Here is a 16,308-nt window from a genome sequence, read left to right on the forward strand (position 1 = left end):
TCGGCGACCGGCAGGATCCGGAGGCACACGAGGGCTCGCACGCGTGTGGCGTGCGGGCCCTCGCGCTCTGTGCCGTACGACGGCTCAGGTGACGTTCCGGGCCTTCCCCCGCCCGACCTGTGTCCGCATCGCGCCCATACTCGCCGCGATGACCAGACCGATCGCGAGGGACTCCGTCAGGGTGAGGGCCTGGCTGAGGATGAGGAAACCGGCGATGGCGGCGATGGCCGGTTCGAGGCTCATCATGATCGCGAAGGTGGAGGCGGGGAGGCGGCGCAGGGCGACGATTTCGAAGGTGTACGGGAGGACGGAGGAGAGCATGGCCACGGCGGCGGCGAGAGCGAGCGTGGTCGGGTTCAGGAGCTTCGCTCCCGCCTCGACGATGCCCAGCGGGAGGAAGAGCACCGCCCCGATCGCCATGGCCAGCGCGAGCCCGTCGGCCTGGGGGAACCGGCGGCCCGTACGCACGCTGAAGATGATGTACGCGGCCCACATAGCCCCCGCGGACAGGGCGAAGGCGACGCCGACCGGATCGAGCCTGTCGAAGCCCCCACCGCCGAGCAGGAAGACGCCGGCGAGGGCGAGACCGGCCCAGAGGAGGTTGATCGCGCGACGGGAGGCCAGCACGGAGAGCGCGAGGGGTCCGAGCACTTCGAGGGTGACGGCGGGACCGAGCGGGATGCGGGCGGCGGCCTGGTAGAAGAGCCCGTTCATGGCGGCCAAGGTGATCCCGAAGAGGACGACGGTCCCCCAGTCGGCCCGCGAATGCCCGCGCAGCCGGGGCCGGCAGACGACGAGCAGCACGAGGGCGGCGATCATGAGCCGCAGGCTCACCACCCCGAGCGCCCCGGCCCGCGACATCAGATTCACGGCAAGCGCCCCACCGAACTGAACGGACACGCATCCGGCGAGCACCAGCCCGACGGGGCCGAGGGAGCCCCATCGCCGTCTCGGGCCCGGCCGGTCCGGCGCCGCGACTGCCTCCGGCGGCTTGGCGGCCCCCGGGGCCACGTCAGCTGACGAGGAGCGGTCTGAGCGGGGGGAATTCACAAGGGCCATCCAAGACGAGACTGTTCAGCATGCTGCACTCCGACGTGCAGAATAATGGCCTACGCCAGGGGTGTAAACCTATTTAGCAGCTTACGAACGACGCCAAAGCTCGTCCGTTCGAATGGTCACTCATGCCGGGTATGAGGCTTGCGCGACTACGGGTACGCACCCGTACCCTGACCTCATGACTGACGCGAACATCCGCATCCCCGCCGACGCCCGCGACCGGCTCGCCGCCATAGCGGCAGGCGAAGGCATGTCCCTGCGCGCCTACCTCGCCCAACTCGCCGGGACGCTCCTCACTCCCGCCGAGCGGGCGGAGCGCGCCGAGCGGACCCGCGAGATGCTGCGCGAGTGGAACGGTTACGACCCCACGCCGGCGGAGGAGACGCGTCTCGACGCCGAGCTCGACCGCCGCATGACCGAGGCGGGCGCCCGGTGAGCGATGCCATTCACGTCATCCTGGATGACACAGCGATGGTGGCGGCAGGCCGAGGCAACATCCTGGCCTCACGCCTGATCCACCGGGCCTCGAACGAGCAGGGCTGGTTCCTTTACGCCCCCACCTGCGCCCTCGTGGAGGCCGACCGCGCCCGTCGCGGCACGGCCGAACACATCGCCAGCCTCGATGGCATCACCCTCCTCGACCTCGACCTGTCGTCGGCCCTGGCCATCGCAGCGGAGGACACCTGGGCCGCGGCCCACGCCCGATACGCGGCCCGCCCTACACCGGAACGCCCCGACGGCGCGTTCGTCGCCACCGTCGCTCCGGACCGCTGGCAAGGACAGAGGTTCATCGACCTCAACCCTTGAGGAACTCGTACGCCCCACTGACCTTCACAACCGCTGACACTGCTCCGGCGGAGGCCTTGTCTCCTCCGGAGCAGTGTCAGCAGCTGCATTCCCGGTCGGCTCCCTCCGCGTACTCATTCGCCAACAGCCCTTGATCGGCGTGCCCACACGGTGACCGGACCCGCCGCCCGCCATTCGTGCGCGACTTGTGAAGGCGGCGTCGGAACCTTCCCGGTACGATCACGAACTCCCATATAGTGACCGCCAGTTGAGCACCAGGTGTCGCATCCCGCCCAGGACACGACCGAGGACACGATTCATGACCGCGCCCATCACTCCAGCGCGCCCCAGCACAGATCGGCCGTCCCTCGCGCACCCCAGAGGCGAACGTCCCCGCCTGCGTGCAGTCGCGCTCGCGCCGCTGATCACCGCCGTACCGGCCGCGCTCGCCGTCGTCGGCGCGGTCGTCGCGGCTCCCGACTCGTTCCGCGTGCCTCTCGCGTGCGGGGCGGGTGCCGCCGCCCTGCTGTTATGCGCGGTCGTCGCCTTCGCGAGCCACGCAACGCAGAGGGCGCGCCTGTTACGGCGCCGCCTCGAAGCGGTCACCCACGACGCCGGGCGGCTGCTTCAGGAGCGGGCGCGTATCGCGGAGGAGGCCAGCCGCGAACACAACCGACTGGCCGAGGAGTTCGAGCGTGAACTGATGCGCCGGGCCGAGCAGTTCACCCAGGAGAAGGCGCGCCTGAGCGCCGAACTCGCCCGGGAGCGCACCCGCCTCGGCGCGGAGAACGACCGCCTGGCCGAGCAGTTGCGGCAGGCCAGGACCGAAGGCGCCGCCGCCGTCTCCACCGCCGCCAACGCGGCCGGCCGGATGCAGGCCCTGGCCACGAGCATGCTCGCCGATCTGCGTGCCATGGAGGAGAAGCACTCCGACGAGGAGGTACTCGCCGACCTCCTCCACCTCGATCACCGCACCGCGCAGGCGGGCCGTCTCGCCGACTCCGTCGCCGTTCTCGCGGGCGCGCGCTCGGGGCGCCGCTGGGCGCGGCCCATCGTCATGGAGTCGATCCTGCGCGGCGCGATGGGCCGGATCGGCGGGTACCAGCGCGTACGGCTCCACTCGTCCAGCGAGGCCGCGGTCGCCGGGCACGCCGCCGAAGGCGTGATGCACGCACTCGCCGAACTCCTCGACAACGCCGCGAACTTCTCGCCGCCCACCGCCGAAGTGCACGTCTACGTGGAGGAGGTGCCGGCCGGCGTCATCGTCTCCGTCGAGGACGCGGGCCTGGTCATGGGCGACGTACAGCTGCGCCGCGCCGAACGCGCCGTCTCCGGTGAGAACTCCGGACTCGGCGGCCTCACCGGCACCCGCCTCGGCCTCGCCGTCGTCGGCCGCCTCGCCCGCAAGTACGGGCTGAAGATCTCCTTCCGCCCCTCCGCGCGCGGCGGCACGGGCGTCCTCGTCCTCATCCCCCAGGACATCCTCGCCGGCCCGACCGCCCCGGAGCCCGCACCCGCCCTGCCGCGGACCAAGCCCGGGGGCCAGGTTCAGTCCCAGGCCCGGACCCCAGGGGCATACGGCCTCACCGGACCCGCCGCCCCGGAATCCGCACCCGCCTCGCCACGGACCACACCAGGGCTCCCGGTCCCGATACCGGCCCACACCCCGGAGTCGTACGCCACCGCCCGCGCCCTCCCCGACCTGGACCCGGAGCCCGTCCCCACCCACGAATCCCCGGACCGCACCGGCGAGAACGGGACCGGGAACGGCAGCAACAGCGAGCGCGACACCGCCGGCGGCCTCCCCAAGCGCCGCCGCGGCCGCACCCTCGCCGAAGCCGAGGCCAAAGCAGAAGCCCAAGCCCAAGCCCAGGCCGAACGCACCCGCCCCGCAGCCGCCACCCCCCAACCACGCCCCACCCCGGCCGAAGACGCCAAGATCCGCGCCGCCCGCTTCAGCAGCTTCCGCCAAGCGGTACGGAGTACGGCCCGTTCCGAGCCCCCGCCGGCGGACGAGCCCGTACGAGCCGACGCCGCCGATCACCTCGTACGAGACACCACGCCCGCCCCCGAGCCGACCACCCCGCAACCCCCCGCCCACGCGACCCCCCACCCGGAAGGCGACCCCACCCCATGACCGGCACGACCGGCACGACCGGCACCACCGCGACCGTGACCGCCGACGAGAAGCTCAGCTGGCTCATCGAGGGCCTGCTGGAACGCACTTCGGGCGCCCGGCACGCGCTCGTGCTCTCCCGCGACGGGCTGAAGCTGTGCCGTACGGGAGGGCTCACCGTGGACCAGGCCGATCAGCTCGCCGCGATCGCCGCCGGGATCCAGTCGCTGACCCACGGGGCGTCCGTGGAGTTCGGGGACGGCAGCGGGGGCGTCCGGTCGGCGATGGCCGAGTTCTACGGCGGGGTCCTGTTCATCGTCGAGGCGGGTTCGGGCGTACACCTCGCCGTGGTCACCGACGAGGAGGCGGACGCCGGGGTCGTCGGGCACAACATGAGCGAGTTCGTGGAACAGCTCGGCGGACATCTGAGCGCGCAGCCGCGTACGTCATGAGCCGCCCGGGCAGGGACGACAGGCCCGACCGGCTCTACACCGTCACCGGCGGGCGCAGCAGGTCCGCGCCCGACACCCCGTTCGACCTGGTCACGCTGGTCGTCGCCGAGTGCGATCCGGTACCGGGCATGCAGTCCGAGCACGCGGCGATCCTGCGGCTGTGCGAGCGGCCGACGGCGGTCGTGGAGGTCGCCGCCGTGCTGCGGCTGCCGGTGAGCATCACCCGGATCCTGCTGTCCGACCTCCTCGCCGCGGGCCGCGTCAGCGCCCGCCATCCGCGTACGGGACTCTCCTCCGGCGTCCCCGATCCCGACATCCTGGAGCAGGTGCTCGTTGGACTTCGTAACCTCTGACGGTCGTACGCCCCTCGGCGGCGACCCCGTTCCCCTCGGCGGGCCCCGGTTCCAGACCGAACCCGCCGAGCTGTACCGCGAGTTGCGGCGCGAGCACGGTGCCGTGGCGCCGGTGCTGCTCGACGGTGACGTACCGGCGTGGCTCGTTCTCGGCTATCGCGAGCTGCACCAGGTCACCGGCGATCCCGTGCTGTTCAGCCGGGACTCCGGCCTGTGGAGCCAGTGGCCGCGCATCCCCGACGACTGGCCGCTGCTGCCGATGATCGGCCGGGGGCAGCCGTCGATCCTCTACACGGTCGGCGAACGGCACCGCGAGCGCGCCGCGATGATCAGCGACGCCCTCGAAGCCGTCGACCCCTTCGAACTGCGCGGCCACGCCGAGAAGTTCGCCGACGAACTGATCGACGCGATCTGCGCCAAGGGCGAGACGGACATCGTCGCGGACTACGCGACGCTGCTGCCCGTACGCGTACTGGCGACGCTCTACGGGTTCGCCGACGAGCAGGGCCCCGGTCTGGTCACCGCCCTCAACGACATGATCAACGGGCGCCAGGACGCCATCGCGGGGCAGCGGCATCTCGCCTCGTCCATGGCGCGGTTGGTGGCGGAGCGCGCGGAGCAGCCCGCGGACGACGTGGTCAGCCGCATGCTCGCCGACAACTCCGGCTTCACGCACGAGGAGATCACCCAGGACCTCATGGTGATGATGGCCGCGGGCCATCAGCCGACGGCCGACTGGATCGGCAACTCGCTGCGGCTGATGCTGACGGACGACCGTTTCGCGGCCTCGCTGTTCGGCGGCCGGCACAGTGTCGCCGAGGCCATGAACGAGGTGCTGTGGGAGGACACTCCCACGCAGAACGTGGCCGGGCGCTGGGCCTCCCGCGACACCCAGCTCGGCGGGCGCCGTATCCGCGCGGGCGATCTGCTGCTGCTCGGCCTCCAGGCCGCCAACAGCGACCCGCAGGTACGCGTCGACGGCTCCGCCCTCACCGGCGGCAACAGCGCGCACTTCTCCTTCGGCCACGGCGAGCACCGCTGCCCGTTCCCGGCCCAGGAGGTCGCCGAGGTCATCGCGCGTACGGGCATCGAGGTGATCCTCGACCGGCTGCCCGACCTCGACCTGGCCGTACCTGCCGAGTCCCTCACCCGCCGTCCGTCCCCGTGGCTGCGGGGTCTGACGGAACTGCCCGTGCGGTTCTCCCCCACCTCTGCCCTCGGAGGCATGCGCGCATGACGACTCGTATCGCCCTGGATCCCTTCGTCACCGATCTCGAGGGCGAGAGCGCCCGGCTGCGTGCCGCGGGGCCGCTCGCCGCCGTGGAGTTGCCGGGTGGGGTTCCGGTGTGGGCGGTCACGCATCACGCCGAGGCGAAGCAACTCCTCACCGATCCCCGGCTGGTGAAGGACATCAACGTCTGGGGTGCCTGGCAGCGTGGCGAGATCCCGCCGGACTGGCCGCTGATCGGGCTGGCGAACCCCGGCCGTTCCATGCTCACCGTGGACGGTGCGGAGCATCGCCGGATGCGTACGCTCGTCGCGCAGGCGCTGACGCCGCGGCGCGTGGAGCGGATGCGGGAGCGGATCACCAAGCTGACGACCGACCTCCTCGACGCGCTTCCCCAGGGCGCCGGTGCCCCCGAAGTCGTCGACCTGAAGGCGGCGTTCGCGTATCCGCTCCCCATGTACGTCATCGCGGACCTCATGGGCATCGATGACTCCCAACTCCCCCGCCTCAAGGAGCTGTTCGAGAAATTCTTCTCGACCCAGACGCCTCCGGAGGAGGTTCTCGCCACGCTCACCGAGCTGGCGGGGATCATGGCGGAGACGGTCGCGGCGAAGCGTTCCGCTCCCGGCGACGACCTCACCAGTGCGCTGATCCTGGCCTCCGAGGACGGCGACCACCTCACCGACGAGGAGATCGTCTCCACACTCCAGTTGATGGTGGCGGCCGGTCATGAGACGACGATCTCCCTCATCGTCAACGCGGTCGTGAACCTGTCCACGCATCCCGAGCAGCGCGGGCTGGTGCTCGCCGGGGCCGTCGACTGGCCGTCGGTGATCGAGGAGACGCTGCGCTGGTCGACGCCCACGTCTCACGTCCTGATCCGTTTCGCGACGGAGGACGTCCCGGTCGGCGACAAGATCCTCCCGGCGGGCGACGCCCTGATCGTCTCGTACGCCGCGATCGGCCGCGACGAGAAGGCCCACGGCCCTTCGGCCGGCGAGTTCGACATCACGCGCGTCCCGGAGAACCGCCACATCTCCTTCGGCCACGGCCCGCACGTCTGCCCCGGCGCGGCACTCTCCCGCCTGGAGGCGGCCGTCGCGCTGCCCGCGCTGTACGAACGCTTCCCGGAGCTCGACCTGGCGGTCCCGTCGACGGAGCTGCGCAACAAGCCGGTGGTGACGCAGAACGATCTGTTCGAGCTGCCGGTGCGCTTGGGCGGCTGAGGGCTTCGCCGACTAACGCCGCATCTGATCCTCGATGGCGTCGAAGATGTCGGCATCCGTCTCACGCTGCCACTCGGGCAGGTCGGCGTAATCGGCGACGTATCCGGGCTTCGGTTCTTCGATGTGCTTGTGGATTTGGGCGATCCAGCAGGTGGCGATGAAGTGGCCGCGCTGCTCGCGGGTGAGCTTTCGCGTCATGCCTTCGCTGATCTCGATGAACTGGCGTACTTGTTCGTACACCGCCGCAGCCGCCGCCCTCTCCCAGTCCGGGGTGTCGTCCCAGGGGGTGACGTAGCCGGGCTTGGGTTCGCCGGGGTAGTGCTTGGTGACTCCCGCGATCCAGGCCTCGCGGAAGACGCGGCCGTTGTCGTTGCTCAAGTTGCTTCCCTCTCAACTGAGTTCAGGCGGTTGAGGCCAGCTCCGTGATCCGGTCATTGAGATCACTTACGCGTCGGTCGGACAGGAACGGAGTGAGTCTGGGCTGCAAGCCGCGCAGCTTGTGCGCGACATAGCCTGATGCGCTCTGCCGGGCGAGATCAAGGGCGTCTTGGGCATAGCTGATGATCTGGTCCACGTCGCGCCGCTGGGCGCCCAGAAGGGCAAGGTCTGTCAGCACGCTTCCCCGGCGCCGCATGGACGGCTTCGTCTTCAGCGCCTCGGTGAGGGCTTCCTCTGCCAGGTCGAGACGGCCGAGCCGTACGAAGCAGGTACCGCGTTCCTCGGCGAGGCGGGAGCCGTCGAAGCGAAGCCAGCCGCCGTTGTGCAGGTCCCCGCTGAGGGCGTGGACTTCCGCGGCCTGGTCCAGAGCGCGCTTGCAGGCGTCCAAGTCCCCTGTCCCGGCGTACGCCTCGGCCTGGACGGCTGCCACCCAGTGACGCGTGGACAAGCTGGTGTCTCCCCGTTCCGCGACGGTGCGAGCCAGTTCCAGGAGCGGAACCGTCTCCCGGTACTTCTGGTCGCCGTACAGGCCGACGAAGGCGTGCCGAGTCAGTGCGCAGGCCCAGAGATCAGGGTTGCCCGCTTCCCTCGCGGCGCTTGCCGCGAGGGTGTAGCAGTGTGCGGCATCGGTGTAGTGACTGCCGTCGAACAGGACCTCTCCGGCGAGCTGGAACAGGTCCCCGGCCTCCTGGCACAGCCGCTTACGGGTCGTCTCGGTGCCGGCGCCGTGCAGGGCGGTGGCCAGCTCGGCGGCCTGGTCGCGTACGAGGGGGTACACGGATCGTTTCGAGGGGGCCAGTGAATACACCTTCCACAGGTGTTCGTTCATCGGCCGGTAGCCGTGACTACGGTCTGCGGCGTTCGCGGAGGCAGGCAGCGCCGTGGACGCCGCCGTCACGGTCATCAGCTGGAGGAAGTCTCGTCGGATCACGTCGTCGAGGTCACCTCCCTTCGTCTCGGCCACCCCCGTGGGCAAGGCTGGCTCTGACTGCAACAGCTTGTCCAGCTCTGAAGGGGTCACCTTGAGCGGGCCGGCCAGTTTGGGCCACAAAAACGCCTGAGGGTCCGTCTCGCCGCGTTCCCACCGGCCGATGGAAGTGCGATCCACGCCCAGCAGTTCAGCCAGCTGCTCCTGACTGTAGCCGCACACCTTTCTGCGGCGGACGAGCCGATCACGCCTGGCTCTCATAGCCGACCCTCCAGGGTGTGACGATGCGGCAGCTCACAGTAATAGATGCAGCGAACGTGCCACATAACTACGGCAGTTCTGCCGTGGTCCCCATCGGCGCATGGTCCTTCACTGGTCCTCGTACCCGGTCCCTCGCGAGGAGCAGCGGAGATGAACAGATCAGCCCCGACCAAGCCCGTCGTCATCGACGGCGAAGAGATCAAGAGGTGCCCCGGCTGCTCCTGCCTGGTGATCTGGGAGGACACGACCGCTCGGTGCGTTCACTGCCAGACGCCATTGGCCGCCAACCAGCCCGAGGTGGCGCGGGAAGTCAGCGGGCCGTAGCGAACTGCCATCCGATGCCGGAGCCATGTCGCCCGGCACTGGATGGTGCATCACCTCCTCCGCTCCTTCCCGAAGCAGCGGGCGAGACGCGACGACATCAATCCGGAACCCGAGAGAAGCAGGAGAAGCGATGGCGTACCTAGAGCAACAGACCGCGCTGGCGACCCAGATCGGCAGCCGCATCTTCACGGACGAACCGCAGTACCACGTACCGGAGTTGGCCGAGCGTTTCGCCTACAAGAAGGATCCCGGCTCCAGCGACACCCACCACCAGTACGACACCATCCGCGTCTGAACCGGGGAGGGGCGGTCCGGGGCACTGCTCGCGCCCCGGACCGTCCCTCCCGTGATCCTGGGAGAAACCGTGTTGAAGCTGCAGATCAACCCCCAGAGGCTGGATGGGTCTTGGACATGGAACGGGAATCGCCTCGAGTCCGGCCGGTCATGGATCGAACCTCTCGCCCATCCCGCCCTGGACTGCCTCACCGTGGCCGATCGCTCGACGGGGGCCACGTTCGTCACCGTCCGTGAACTCCTGCCGGACCGGGAGGACCACGGGCGACGGGCGGTGGTCGAACTGCCGACGGACGGATACCACCGCCTCCTGGATGAAGCCCGCCAGTGGCCGCTCGACTTCGCCACCGTGGAGACCACCAGGACCGGCCAGGTATCCCTCACTGCCGGAACCCACGGCACCGCACCCGTCTACCTCGCCGCCAACGACGGGATTCTGCACGGCTCGTGGAACATGGCCGACGCCGCCCGCCACCTGCCGACCGTGATCCTGGACGTCGTGGAGACCACCCGCCTGCTGGCCCTGTGGTTCCGCTACACCCACCGCACCAGCTTCACCGGCCTGTACCGGCTAACCGAGCGAGCCACAGCCACCTTCGACGGCGGCTCTCTCTCCTTCCAGATGCCCGAGGCAGCCCGCCACTCGACCGCCCGCCGACTCCGGCCGGACTCCGACGTACTGGCCGCCTACGAAGAGTTGCTGAACGGAGTCCTGGACCGGCATGTCTTCGACCCGGACACCACCACCGCGCACCTGTCCGGCGGCATGGACTCCGCCGTCACCGGCACCCACGCCTCACTCCGTTACCCCGGCCGCATCCTGGCCTCCGCCATGCTGCTGCCCGGCCCCGGCGGAGTGCAGCAACGCCGACGCCGCCAGGAGATGATTCGCCGCGCCCAGTTCCGGGCGGACGTGACCACGGATGCCGATGCCCTCGCACCCCTGCACTCCACCGGACGCCGGGCGCTGGGAGGTTTCGTCAATCCGTACGAGGAGTCGTACCACGAGGCGACCGCCGCCCTGGTGGAAGCGCTCACCGCTCATGGCGTCCGCACGGTGATCACCGGTATCGGTGGTGACGAGATGCTGGCGCTGACCCCAACCGAGGCCCCACACCTGCCAGTCGGCCCCGCTCACCTGACCACACCCTGGCTCGGTCCCGTAGCCCGCGAAGTTCTCCACGACGCCGAGGCCGGCACCGCCCCGCCCACGGTCGTCAACGAAATGACCCTGCTGGCGCTGGCCTCCGCCGCGCCGCTTCTGCTGGACGCGGGGATCTGGCCCATCCACCCCTTCGCCGACCCAGCCATGATCCGCTTCGGTGAATGGCTGCCCCGCGACTGGCGTTCCGACAAGACCCTGCACCGCAGGCGGCTGACCCACCTCGGCCTGTCCGACGACGTGGTGCGACCTCGGCTCCCGGAGAACTTCACCCACGTCATGCACAAGGCCCTGCGCGAGCACATCCCGGCGCACGCCGACCGCATCCTGAAGGACGGCTCTCCGCTCATCGACGCCAAGCTGATCGACCCCGACACCTTCGCCGAAACCGTCCGCCGCATCCGCGTGGGCACCATCCTGGAGACGGACGACCGGCTCGCCGACGTCATCGCCGCCGACCTCGCAGCCCGCAACGCCCGCTCGTGACCCACTCTGGAGAGACATCGTGTATGTCATGCGACCGGCCACAGGAGCCGACGTCCCCGCCTACGCCGCGCTGATCCGCGACCGTGCCACCTGGATGGTCCGGCGCGGTCTGGAGGGCGGCGAGGAGCTGCCGGGCCGTGCCGACCAGATCGCTGCCCAGGCCGCCGACGACCACACTCCGGTCTGGGCCATGACCGACGCCGAGGGGCGTCTGATCGGCTGCACCAGCCTGTACAAGGAAACCCCGCACTGGGGCTGGACCGACGCCGAGCGTGCCGAACCGACGCTCTTCCTCGCCACCACCTTCACCGACCCCGCCCGGAGAACCGAACGCCCGGGTGCGCTGATCGCCTGGTGGGCACTCGGACACGCCGTCCGCACAGGCAAGGAGTGGGTACGGCGCGGCTGCGGACACCTTGGCCTGGTCCGCTACTACCGGGACGTTCAGGACTTCGCACTCGTCCACACCACCGAACGCCACGGACACCCCGCTTACCTCCTGGCGCGCAAGGCCGAAGAACTCACCGATCTGCCCATCCGGTCGGCCATCGATGCCTGACTCGTAGCGCCGCTGGTGGTGTCAGCCCATGCTGAGTGGCGCTGTGTTCTCGACGTCGAGCTGGTGGTCGGCCCAGACGTAGCTTTCGGGCAGCAAGTCGGTGATGAGGACGGTCCGGATGCGCTCGCCCGCGCCGACGATGACCTTGAGGTCGGGGAAGTAGTCGAGAAGGACCTGACGGCACCGGCCGCACGGGGGAACAACCCCTCGGTCACGGTCGCCCACGGCGACGATCGTGTCCAGCTCGTAGGCACCCTGGGCGGCTGCCGCACCGATGAGGACCAACTCGGCGCAGGGGCCTCCGGTGAAGTGGTAGGCGTTCACGGCGGTGACGATCCGGCCGTCCCGGGCACGGGCCGCGGCTGCCATCGTGTGGTTGTCGCCCCGGCAGCGTGTGCGAGCGATGTGCGCTGCGGCTTCTATGAGTTCGTGGTCGACGGGGTGGGTCTGCGCGGTCATCGTTTCTGCCTTCGTCGGGGTGTCAGGCGACGTTGGCCCGCGTGACGAGGGCGCGCAAGCGAATATCGGCAGTGTCCTTGTTCCGGCGTTCCGGCGTTCCGGCGTTCCGGCAGATGATGTGGCGGCTGCCCGAAGCGCCTCGACGCCGGGCTGAAGCTCGCGAAAAGCGTTTGTCTCCGCGGGGAGCCTGGCCGGAACATGGCAGGTCGTGACGACCCCCGACGACGCCCCCTCTCCCCCGCCCGCCGCCGGACGCTTACGCGCGCTGTTGCCGGACCTGGCCCCATGGCGGACCTCCCCCGACTTCCGACGGCTCTGGGTCGCCGGGATCGTCACCAACTTCGGCAGCTTCCTGACCTTCGTGGCGCTTCCGGTGCAGATGAAAGAGCTCACGGGATCCGCGGTGGCCGTGGGCGCGATCGGCGCCGCGGAACTCGTACCGCTGATCGTCTTCGGTCTGTACGGCGGCGCTCTGGCCGACGCACTGGACAAACGCAAGCTGATCCTCTGGACGGAGGTGGGGCAGGGACTGCTCAGCGCCGGTCTGCTGCTCAACGCGCTGCTGCCGCATCCGGTGGTGTGGCCGCTGTACGCGGTGGCCGCGCTGTCCGCCGCGCTCGTCGCGCTCCAGCGGCCCGCGCTGGACGCGCTCGTGCCACGCATCGTCGCGCACGAGCACCTCCCGGCAGCCGCCGCGCTCAACTCCCTGCGCTGGACGGTCGGCGGCGTCGCGGGCCCGGCCGTCGCGGGCCTCGTCGTGGCGTACGCGGGGCTCGGCTGGGCCTACGCCGTGGACCTCGCCACCTTCGCGATCTCGGTCGTCCTGGCCCTCGGCCTGGCCGCGTCACCGGCCGCTCACGAGGCGGCCAAACCGTCCCTGCGGTCCATCGCGGAGGGCGCGCGCTACGCGTGGAGCCGCAAGGAGCTCCTGGGCACCTACACGATCGACCTGGCCGCCATGTTCCTCGCCTTCCCCCTCGCCGTCCTCCCCTTCCTCGCGGACGACCTCGACGCCGAGTGGTCACTCGGCCTCATGTACGCCTCGATCCCGGCCGGCTCCCTCCTGGTCAGCCTCACCAGCGGCTGGACCTCACGGGTCCACCGCCACGGCCGGATGGTGGTCCTGGCGGCGGCCTGCTGGGGCCTGGCGATGGTGGCCGCGGGCGCGGCTCACAACGTCTGGCTGGTGCTCGGCTTCCTCACCCTGGCCGGCGGCTTCGACATGGTCAGCGGAATCTTCCGCGCGGCCATGTGGAACCAGACGATCCCGGACGAGTTGCGCGGCCGGCTGGCCGGTATCGAACTCCTCTCCTACTCGGTCGGCCCCCAGCTGGGGCAGGTCCGGGCGGGCACCATGGCCGCCTTGACGACCGTACGCACCTCGATCTGGTCCGGCGGTCTGCTGTGCGTGGCCGCGGTAGGGGCCCTGGCCCTCTGCCTCCCGAAGCTCATGACCTACGACGTACGAACGAACGAGCACGCGGCACGGCTGAAGCAGGCACGCGAGACAGCCGCGCCCGCGGCGCAAGCTCCGTAAGCGCGCGGGCGCCTCCTCGGGAGGGGTCCCCGGGCCGACGGTTTACAAATGCCGTACGGATTCCCCCACTTGAAAGCAGGAGGTCCACTGATGAGTACGCGCATGAGCCGACGAGCCGCGAAGACCGCCCTGACGCTGACCACGGCGGGCGCGCTGGGCTTCGGCCTGATGGCGCCGGCGGCGTCCGCCGCCAACGGGCCCTGCTACGACGGGCGGTGCCAGGGCACCGTGTCGGCGCCCAAGACCATCAAGGTGAACGCCAACAAGTTCGGGTTCGGGAAGCTGAAGATCACGTCCATCAGCTCCCGGTCCGTGAGGATGTCGGCCGCCGGCGGGGCACTCACCGGCAGCACCAGCCCGGGCGGCGTCGTCCAGTTCAACAACCTCAAGATCTGGGTCAAGTCGGTGTCCGGCAGCAAGGCCAAGCTGCAACTGTTCCCGACGCGCTACTGACTCTGTCTGGCTCTGTCCGAGCCTTTCGTCGAGCCCCGGCGTGTGCGTCTCGCGCCGGGGTTCGCCGTCTCACCCGACGGACGACGTTTCGCCCAGGTTTCCGGGAGCGGATAGGCTCCCGTCGTGGCTGAGATCCAGATTCCCGCTGACATCAAGCCCGCCGACGGACGTTTCGGCTCGGGCCCCTCCAAGGTGCGGACGGAGGCGCTGGACGCGCTGGCCGCCACCGGTACATCCCTCATGGGCACCTCTCACCGGCAGGCCCCCGTGAAGAACCTCGTCGGCAAGGTCCGCGAGGGCGTGCGTGACCTCTTCTCCCTCCCCGAGGGGTACGAGGTCATCCTCGGCAACGGCGGCTCCACCGCGTTCTGGGACGTCGCGACCCACGGGCTGATCGAGAACAAGTCGCAGCACCTGAGCTTCGGCGAGTTCTCGTCCAAGTTCGCGAAGGCCGCGAAGCTCGCCCCCTGGCTGGCCGAGCCGACCGTCATCGCGAGCGACCCGGGCACCCACCCGGACCCGCAGGCCGAGGCGGGCGTGGACGTCTACGCGTTCACGCACAACGAGACCTCCACCGGCGTCGCGGCCCCCGTCAAGCGGGTCGAAGGTGCCGACGAGGGCTCCCTCGTCGTCGTGGACGCGACGAGCGGCGCCGGCGGCCTCCCCGTCGACATCGCCGAGACGGACGTCTACTACTTCGCCCCGCAGAAGTCCTTCGCCGCCGACGGCGGCCTGTGGATCGGCATCTTCTCCCCGGTCGCCATCGAGCGCGCCGAGCGGATCCACGCGTCCGGCCGCCACGTACCGGAGTTCTTCTCGCTCCCGACGGCGATCGACAACTCCCGCAAGAACCAGACGTACAACACCCCGGCCCTCGCCACCCTCTTCCTCCTCAACGACCAGCTGGAGTGGCTCAACGGCCAGGGCGGCCTCGACTGGTCGGTCCGCCGCACCGCCACCTCCGCGCGCACCCTCTACGGCTGGGCCGAGGACCTCAAGTACGCGAACCCGTTCGTCACCGACCCCGCCAAGCGCTCCCAGGTCATCGGCACGATCGACTTCTCGGACGAGGTCGACGCCGCCGCCGTGGCCAAGGTCCTGCGTGCCAACGGCATCGTCGACACCGAGCCGTACCGCAAGCTCGGCCGCAACCAGCTCCGCGTCGCGATGTTCCCGGCGATCGACCCGGCGGACATCGAGGCGCTGACGAAGTGCATCGACTACGTGATCGAGCGTCTCTGACCACTTACGTACGACGCTGAAGGGCGCCCGGTGACCATCACCGGGCGCCTTTGTCGTGCGGCTCGAGTGAGGCGGGCCCGCGCGTCAGGAGCCGTTGCCGTTGCTGCCGCCGATGGGCCCGAACTGGCGGGCAAGACTGTCCATGTCCCAGTCGACAGGTCCGTTGGGTTCCTCGGTCCACGAGAGGGTGCCCGGGAAGACAGCATCCTGATACGTCGCCTCCCACTCTTCCTCGCCCGGCAGCATCGCGATCCACGGCGGCGGAGAATCCAGAACATCTGCCACAAACGCCAGCACAGTTGAGAATGACTCCCAGAGCGGATCGTCCTCCCAGAAATACCCCTGCTCGGGGTCGTGGCCCCCGATGCGCCCCGTCCTGGTGTCGACGATCTCCTCCCACGAGCCAATGTTGCCGATGGGCACGTACACGCTCTCTTCACCCTTGGCGAAGCGACCCTTGGAGCGCGCGATCTCGTCGACGCCATACAGGACAACGCCAGGCGGAACGATCGTGACGAACCCCGATCCGTTATGCCGCAGCAACGAGTGCTCGACATCCGGCGGAAGTTGGACACCGATCTGATCGGAAAGTCTCGCGATGTCGTCCAGACCGGCCGGCCCCGGCAACTCCTCTTCAGGCGCATACCGCGCCAGCCACCGCTCGATCTTCTCCCACGACTCATTGATCGTCACCGGGCTACTCCCTTGGAATGTCGCATCACGTAGTCCTGGACGTCCCCGAGTTGGGTGCAACGTGGCAGAAATCGTTCTCCTCCGCGGGCGATGGAGACTGCGTCAAGTTCGCCGCCCACGGACATGCGCGCGAAAAGCGTGAACAGTGAGGGGGAGTATGCCCTTCAGGCACTCAAACGAGCGGTGTGTGAACACAACCTGGCGAAGTGCTCACGCTGTACGCCCCAGCACCATGAGCGCGCCTGCCACGAGGTG

19 protein-coding genes are annotated in these 16,308 nt (G+C 69.7%); 14 read left to right on the plus strand and 5 right to left on the minus strand.

The genetic code is table 11. The features are described 5' to 3' along the window. Positions 1-84: 84 nt before the first annotated feature. Positions 85-1,059, minus strand: a complete 975-nt coding sequence (locus IEZ21_RS18475) for an EamA family transporter (protein ID WP_189323013.1) — start codon at positions 1,057-1,059, stop codon at positions 85-87. A gap of 175 nt (positions 1,060-1,234) precedes the next feature. On the opposite strand from IEZ21_RS18475, the gene IEZ21_RS18480 reads away from it, so the two are divergent. The 7 genes from IEZ21_RS18480 (at position 1,235) to IEZ21_RS18510 (ending at position 7,217) form a co-directional block, all read left to right on the plus strand. After that, the gene (locus IEZ21_RS18480) at positions 1,235-1,492 is read left to right on the plus strand and encodes a hypothetical protein (protein WP_189323014.1); all 258 of its coding nucleotides are present in this window, start codon (positions 1,235-1,237) and stop codon (positions 1,490-1,492) included. Continuing rightward, positions 1,489-1,863 (plus strand): PIN domain-containing protein, encoded by a 375-nt coding sequence (locus tag IEZ21_RS18485; RefSeq protein WP_189323015.1) that lies wholly within the window; start codon positions 1,489-1,491, stop codon positions 1,861-1,863. Before IEZ21_RS18480 ends, IEZ21_RS18485 begins: the two co-directional genes overlap by 4 nt. Before the next feature lie 298 nt (positions 1,864-2,161). Next, complete coding sequence (locus tag IEZ21_RS18490) at positions 2,162-3,979, plus strand: sensor histidine kinase (RefSeq protein WP_189323016.1); 1,818 nt, start codon at positions 2,162-2,164, stop codon at positions 3,977-3,979. Then, entirely contained in the window at positions 3,976-4,410 is a 435-nt protein-coding gene (locus IEZ21_RS18495; RefSeq protein WP_189323017.1) for a roadblock/LC7 domain-containing protein, read from the plus strand. Before IEZ21_RS18490 ends, IEZ21_RS18495 begins: the two co-directional genes overlap by 4 nt. Further along, positions 4,407-4,763: a DUF742 domain-containing protein gene (locus IEZ21_RS18500; RefSeq protein WP_189323018.1), complete on the plus strand. Its 357-nt coding sequence runs from the start codon at positions 4,407-4,409 to the stop codon at positions 4,761-4,763. Before IEZ21_RS18495 ends, IEZ21_RS18500 begins: the two co-directional genes overlap by 4 nt. Next, on the plus strand, positions 4,744-6,000 hold the full coding sequence (locus IEZ21_RS18505; protein ID WP_189323019.1) for a cytochrome P450: 1,257 nt from the start codon (positions 4,744-4,746) through the stop codon (positions 5,998-6,000). Before IEZ21_RS18500 ends, IEZ21_RS18505 begins: the two co-directional genes overlap by 20 nt. Beyond that, entirely contained in the window at positions 5,997-7,217 is a 1,221-nt protein-coding gene (locus IEZ21_RS18510; RefSeq protein ID WP_189323020.1) for a cytochrome P450 family protein, read from the plus strand. Before IEZ21_RS18505 ends, IEZ21_RS18510 begins: the two co-directional genes overlap by 4 nt. A 12-nt stretch (positions 7,218-7,229) precedes the next feature. Here IEZ21_RS18510 and IEZ21_RS18515 read toward each other — a convergent pair whose 3' ends face one another. Both IEZ21_RS18515 and IEZ21_RS18520 read right to left on the minus strand, forming a co-directional pair. Further along, entirely contained in the window at positions 7,230-7,595 is a 366-nt protein-coding gene (locus IEZ21_RS18515) for a hypothetical protein (RefSeq protein ID WP_189323021.1), read from the minus strand. Between the two features lie 22 nt (positions 7,596-7,617). Beyond that, positions 7,618-8,844: a helix-turn-helix domain-containing protein gene (locus IEZ21_RS18520; protein ID WP_189323022.1), complete on the minus strand. Its 1,227-nt coding sequence runs from the start codon at positions 8,842-8,844 to the stop codon at positions 7,618-7,620. Between the two features lie 150 nt (positions 8,845-8,994). On the opposite strand from IEZ21_RS18520, the gene IEZ21_RS18525 reads away from it, so the two are divergent. The 4 genes from IEZ21_RS18525 to IEZ21_RS18540 all read left to right on the plus strand — a co-directional run bounded on the left by IEZ21_RS18525 (position 8,995) and on the right by IEZ21_RS18540 (position 11,669). Further along, a complete protein-coding gene (locus IEZ21_RS18525) occupies positions 8,995-9,168 on the plus strand; it encodes a hypothetical protein (RefSeq protein WP_189323023.1) in 174 nt (57 codons plus the stop codon). A gap of 130 nt (positions 9,169-9,298) precedes the next feature. Then, positions 9,299-9,463, plus strand: coding sequence for a hypothetical protein (locus IEZ21_RS18530; RefSeq protein ID WP_189323024.1), 165 nt, complete (start codon positions 9,299-9,301; stop codon positions 9,461-9,463). Between the two features lie 192 nt (positions 9,464-9,655). Next, positions 9,656-11,110 carry an asparagine synthase gene (locus IEZ21_RS18535; RefSeq protein WP_189323025.1) on the plus strand — a complete coding sequence of 485 codons (1,455 nt, stop codon included), beginning with the start codon at positions 9,656-9,658 and terminating at the stop codon, positions 11,108-11,110. A 28-nt stretch (positions 11,111-11,138) separates the two neighbouring features. Then, positions 11,139-11,669 (plus strand): GNAT family N-acetyltransferase, encoded by a 531-nt coding sequence (locus IEZ21_RS18540; RefSeq protein WP_213089316.1) that lies wholly within the window; start codon positions 11,139-11,141, stop codon positions 11,667-11,669. Between the two features lie 21 nt (positions 11,670-11,690). Here IEZ21_RS18540 and IEZ21_RS18545 read toward each other — a convergent pair whose 3' ends face one another. Then, on the minus strand, positions 11,691-12,128 hold the full coding sequence (locus tag IEZ21_RS18545) for a cytidine deaminase family protein (RefSeq protein WP_189323027.1): 438 nt from the start codon (positions 12,126-12,128) through the stop codon (positions 11,691-11,693). Positions 12,129-12,336: 208 nt separating this feature from the next. Here IEZ21_RS18545 and IEZ21_RS18550 point away from each other — a divergent pair, with 208 nt between their 5' ends. From IEZ21_RS18550 to serC, 3 genes are all read left to right on the plus strand, one after another. Next, the gene (locus IEZ21_RS18550) at positions 12,337-13,665 is read left to right on the plus strand and encodes an MFS transporter (RefSeq protein WP_189323028.1); all 1,329 of its coding nucleotides are present in this window, start codon (positions 12,337-12,339) and stop codon (positions 13,663-13,665) included. A gap of 90 nt (positions 13,666-13,755) precedes the next feature. Further along, positions 13,756-14,118: a hypothetical protein gene (locus IEZ21_RS18555; RefSeq protein WP_189323029.1), complete on the plus strand. Its 363-nt coding sequence runs from the start codon at positions 13,756-13,758 to the stop codon at positions 14,116-14,118. A 123-nt stretch (positions 14,119-14,241) separates the two neighbouring features. Continuing rightward, positions 14,242-15,360, plus strand: a complete 1,119-nt coding sequence (gene serC / locus IEZ21_RS18560; protein ID WP_189323030.1) for a phosphoserine transaminase — start codon at positions 14,242-14,244, stop codon at positions 15,358-15,360. Positions 15,361-15,444: 84 nt separating this feature from the next. Here serC and IEZ21_RS18565 read toward each other — a convergent pair whose 3' ends face one another. After that, a complete protein-coding gene (locus tag IEZ21_RS18565) occupies positions 15,445-16,053 on the minus strand; it encodes an SMI1/KNR4 family protein (protein ID WP_189323031.1) in 609 nt (202 codons plus the stop codon). Between the last annotated feature and the right edge of the window lie 255 nt (positions 16,054-16,308).

Source organism: Streptomyces flaveus, assembly GCF_014647675.1.
Taxonomy (GTDB): Bacteria; Actinomycetota; Actinomycetes; order Streptomycetales; family Streptomycetaceae; genus Streptomyces; species Streptomyces flaveus.

Coding starts and splice junctions, on each gene's coding strand:
- IEZ21_RS18530 (WP_189323024.1), top strand. CDS start 9,299: ATGGCGTACCTAGAGCAACAGACCGCGCTGGCGACCCAGATCGGCAGC.
- IEZ21_RS18545 (WP_189323027.1), bottom strand. CDS start 12,128: ATGACCGCGCAGACCCACCCCGTCGACCACGAACTCATAGAAGCCGCA.
- IEZ21_RS18540 (WP_213089316.1), top strand. CDS start 11,139: ATGCGACCGGCCACAGGAGCCGACGTCCCCGCCTACGCCGCGCTGATC.
- IEZ21_RS18520 (WP_189323022.1), bottom strand. CDS start 8,844: ATGAGAGCCAGGCGTGATCGGCTCGTCCGCCGCAGAAAGGTGTGCGGC.
- IEZ21_RS18555 (WP_189323029.1), top strand. CDS start 13,756: ATGAGTACGCGCATGAGCCGACGAGCCGCGAAGACCGCCCTGACGCTG.
- IEZ21_RS18475 (WP_189323013.1), bottom strand. CDS start 1,059: ATGGCCCTTGTGAATTCCCCCCGCTCAGACCGCTCCTCGTCAGCTGAC.
- IEZ21_RS18510 (WP_189323020.1), top strand. CDS start 5,997: ATGACGACTCGTATCGCCCTGGATCCCTTCGTCACCGATCTCGAGGGC.
- IEZ21_RS18495 (WP_189323017.1), top strand. CDS start 3,976: ATGACCGGCACGACCGGCACGACCGGCACCACCGCGACCGTGACCGCC.
- IEZ21_RS18480 (WP_189323014.1), top strand. CDS start 1,235: ATGACTGACGCGAACATCCGCATCCCCGCCGACGCCCGCGACCGGCTC.
- IEZ21_RS18500 (WP_189323018.1), top strand. CDS start 4,407: ATGAGCCGCCCGGGCAGGGACGACAGGCCCGACCGGCTCTACACCGTC.
- IEZ21_RS18490 (WP_189323016.1), top strand. CDS start 2,162: ATGACCGCGCCCATCACTCCAGCGCGCCCCAGCACAGATCGGCCGTCC.
- IEZ21_RS18525 (WP_189323023.1), top strand. CDS start 8,995: ATGAACAGATCAGCCCCGACCAAGCCCGTCGTCATCGACGGCGAAGAG.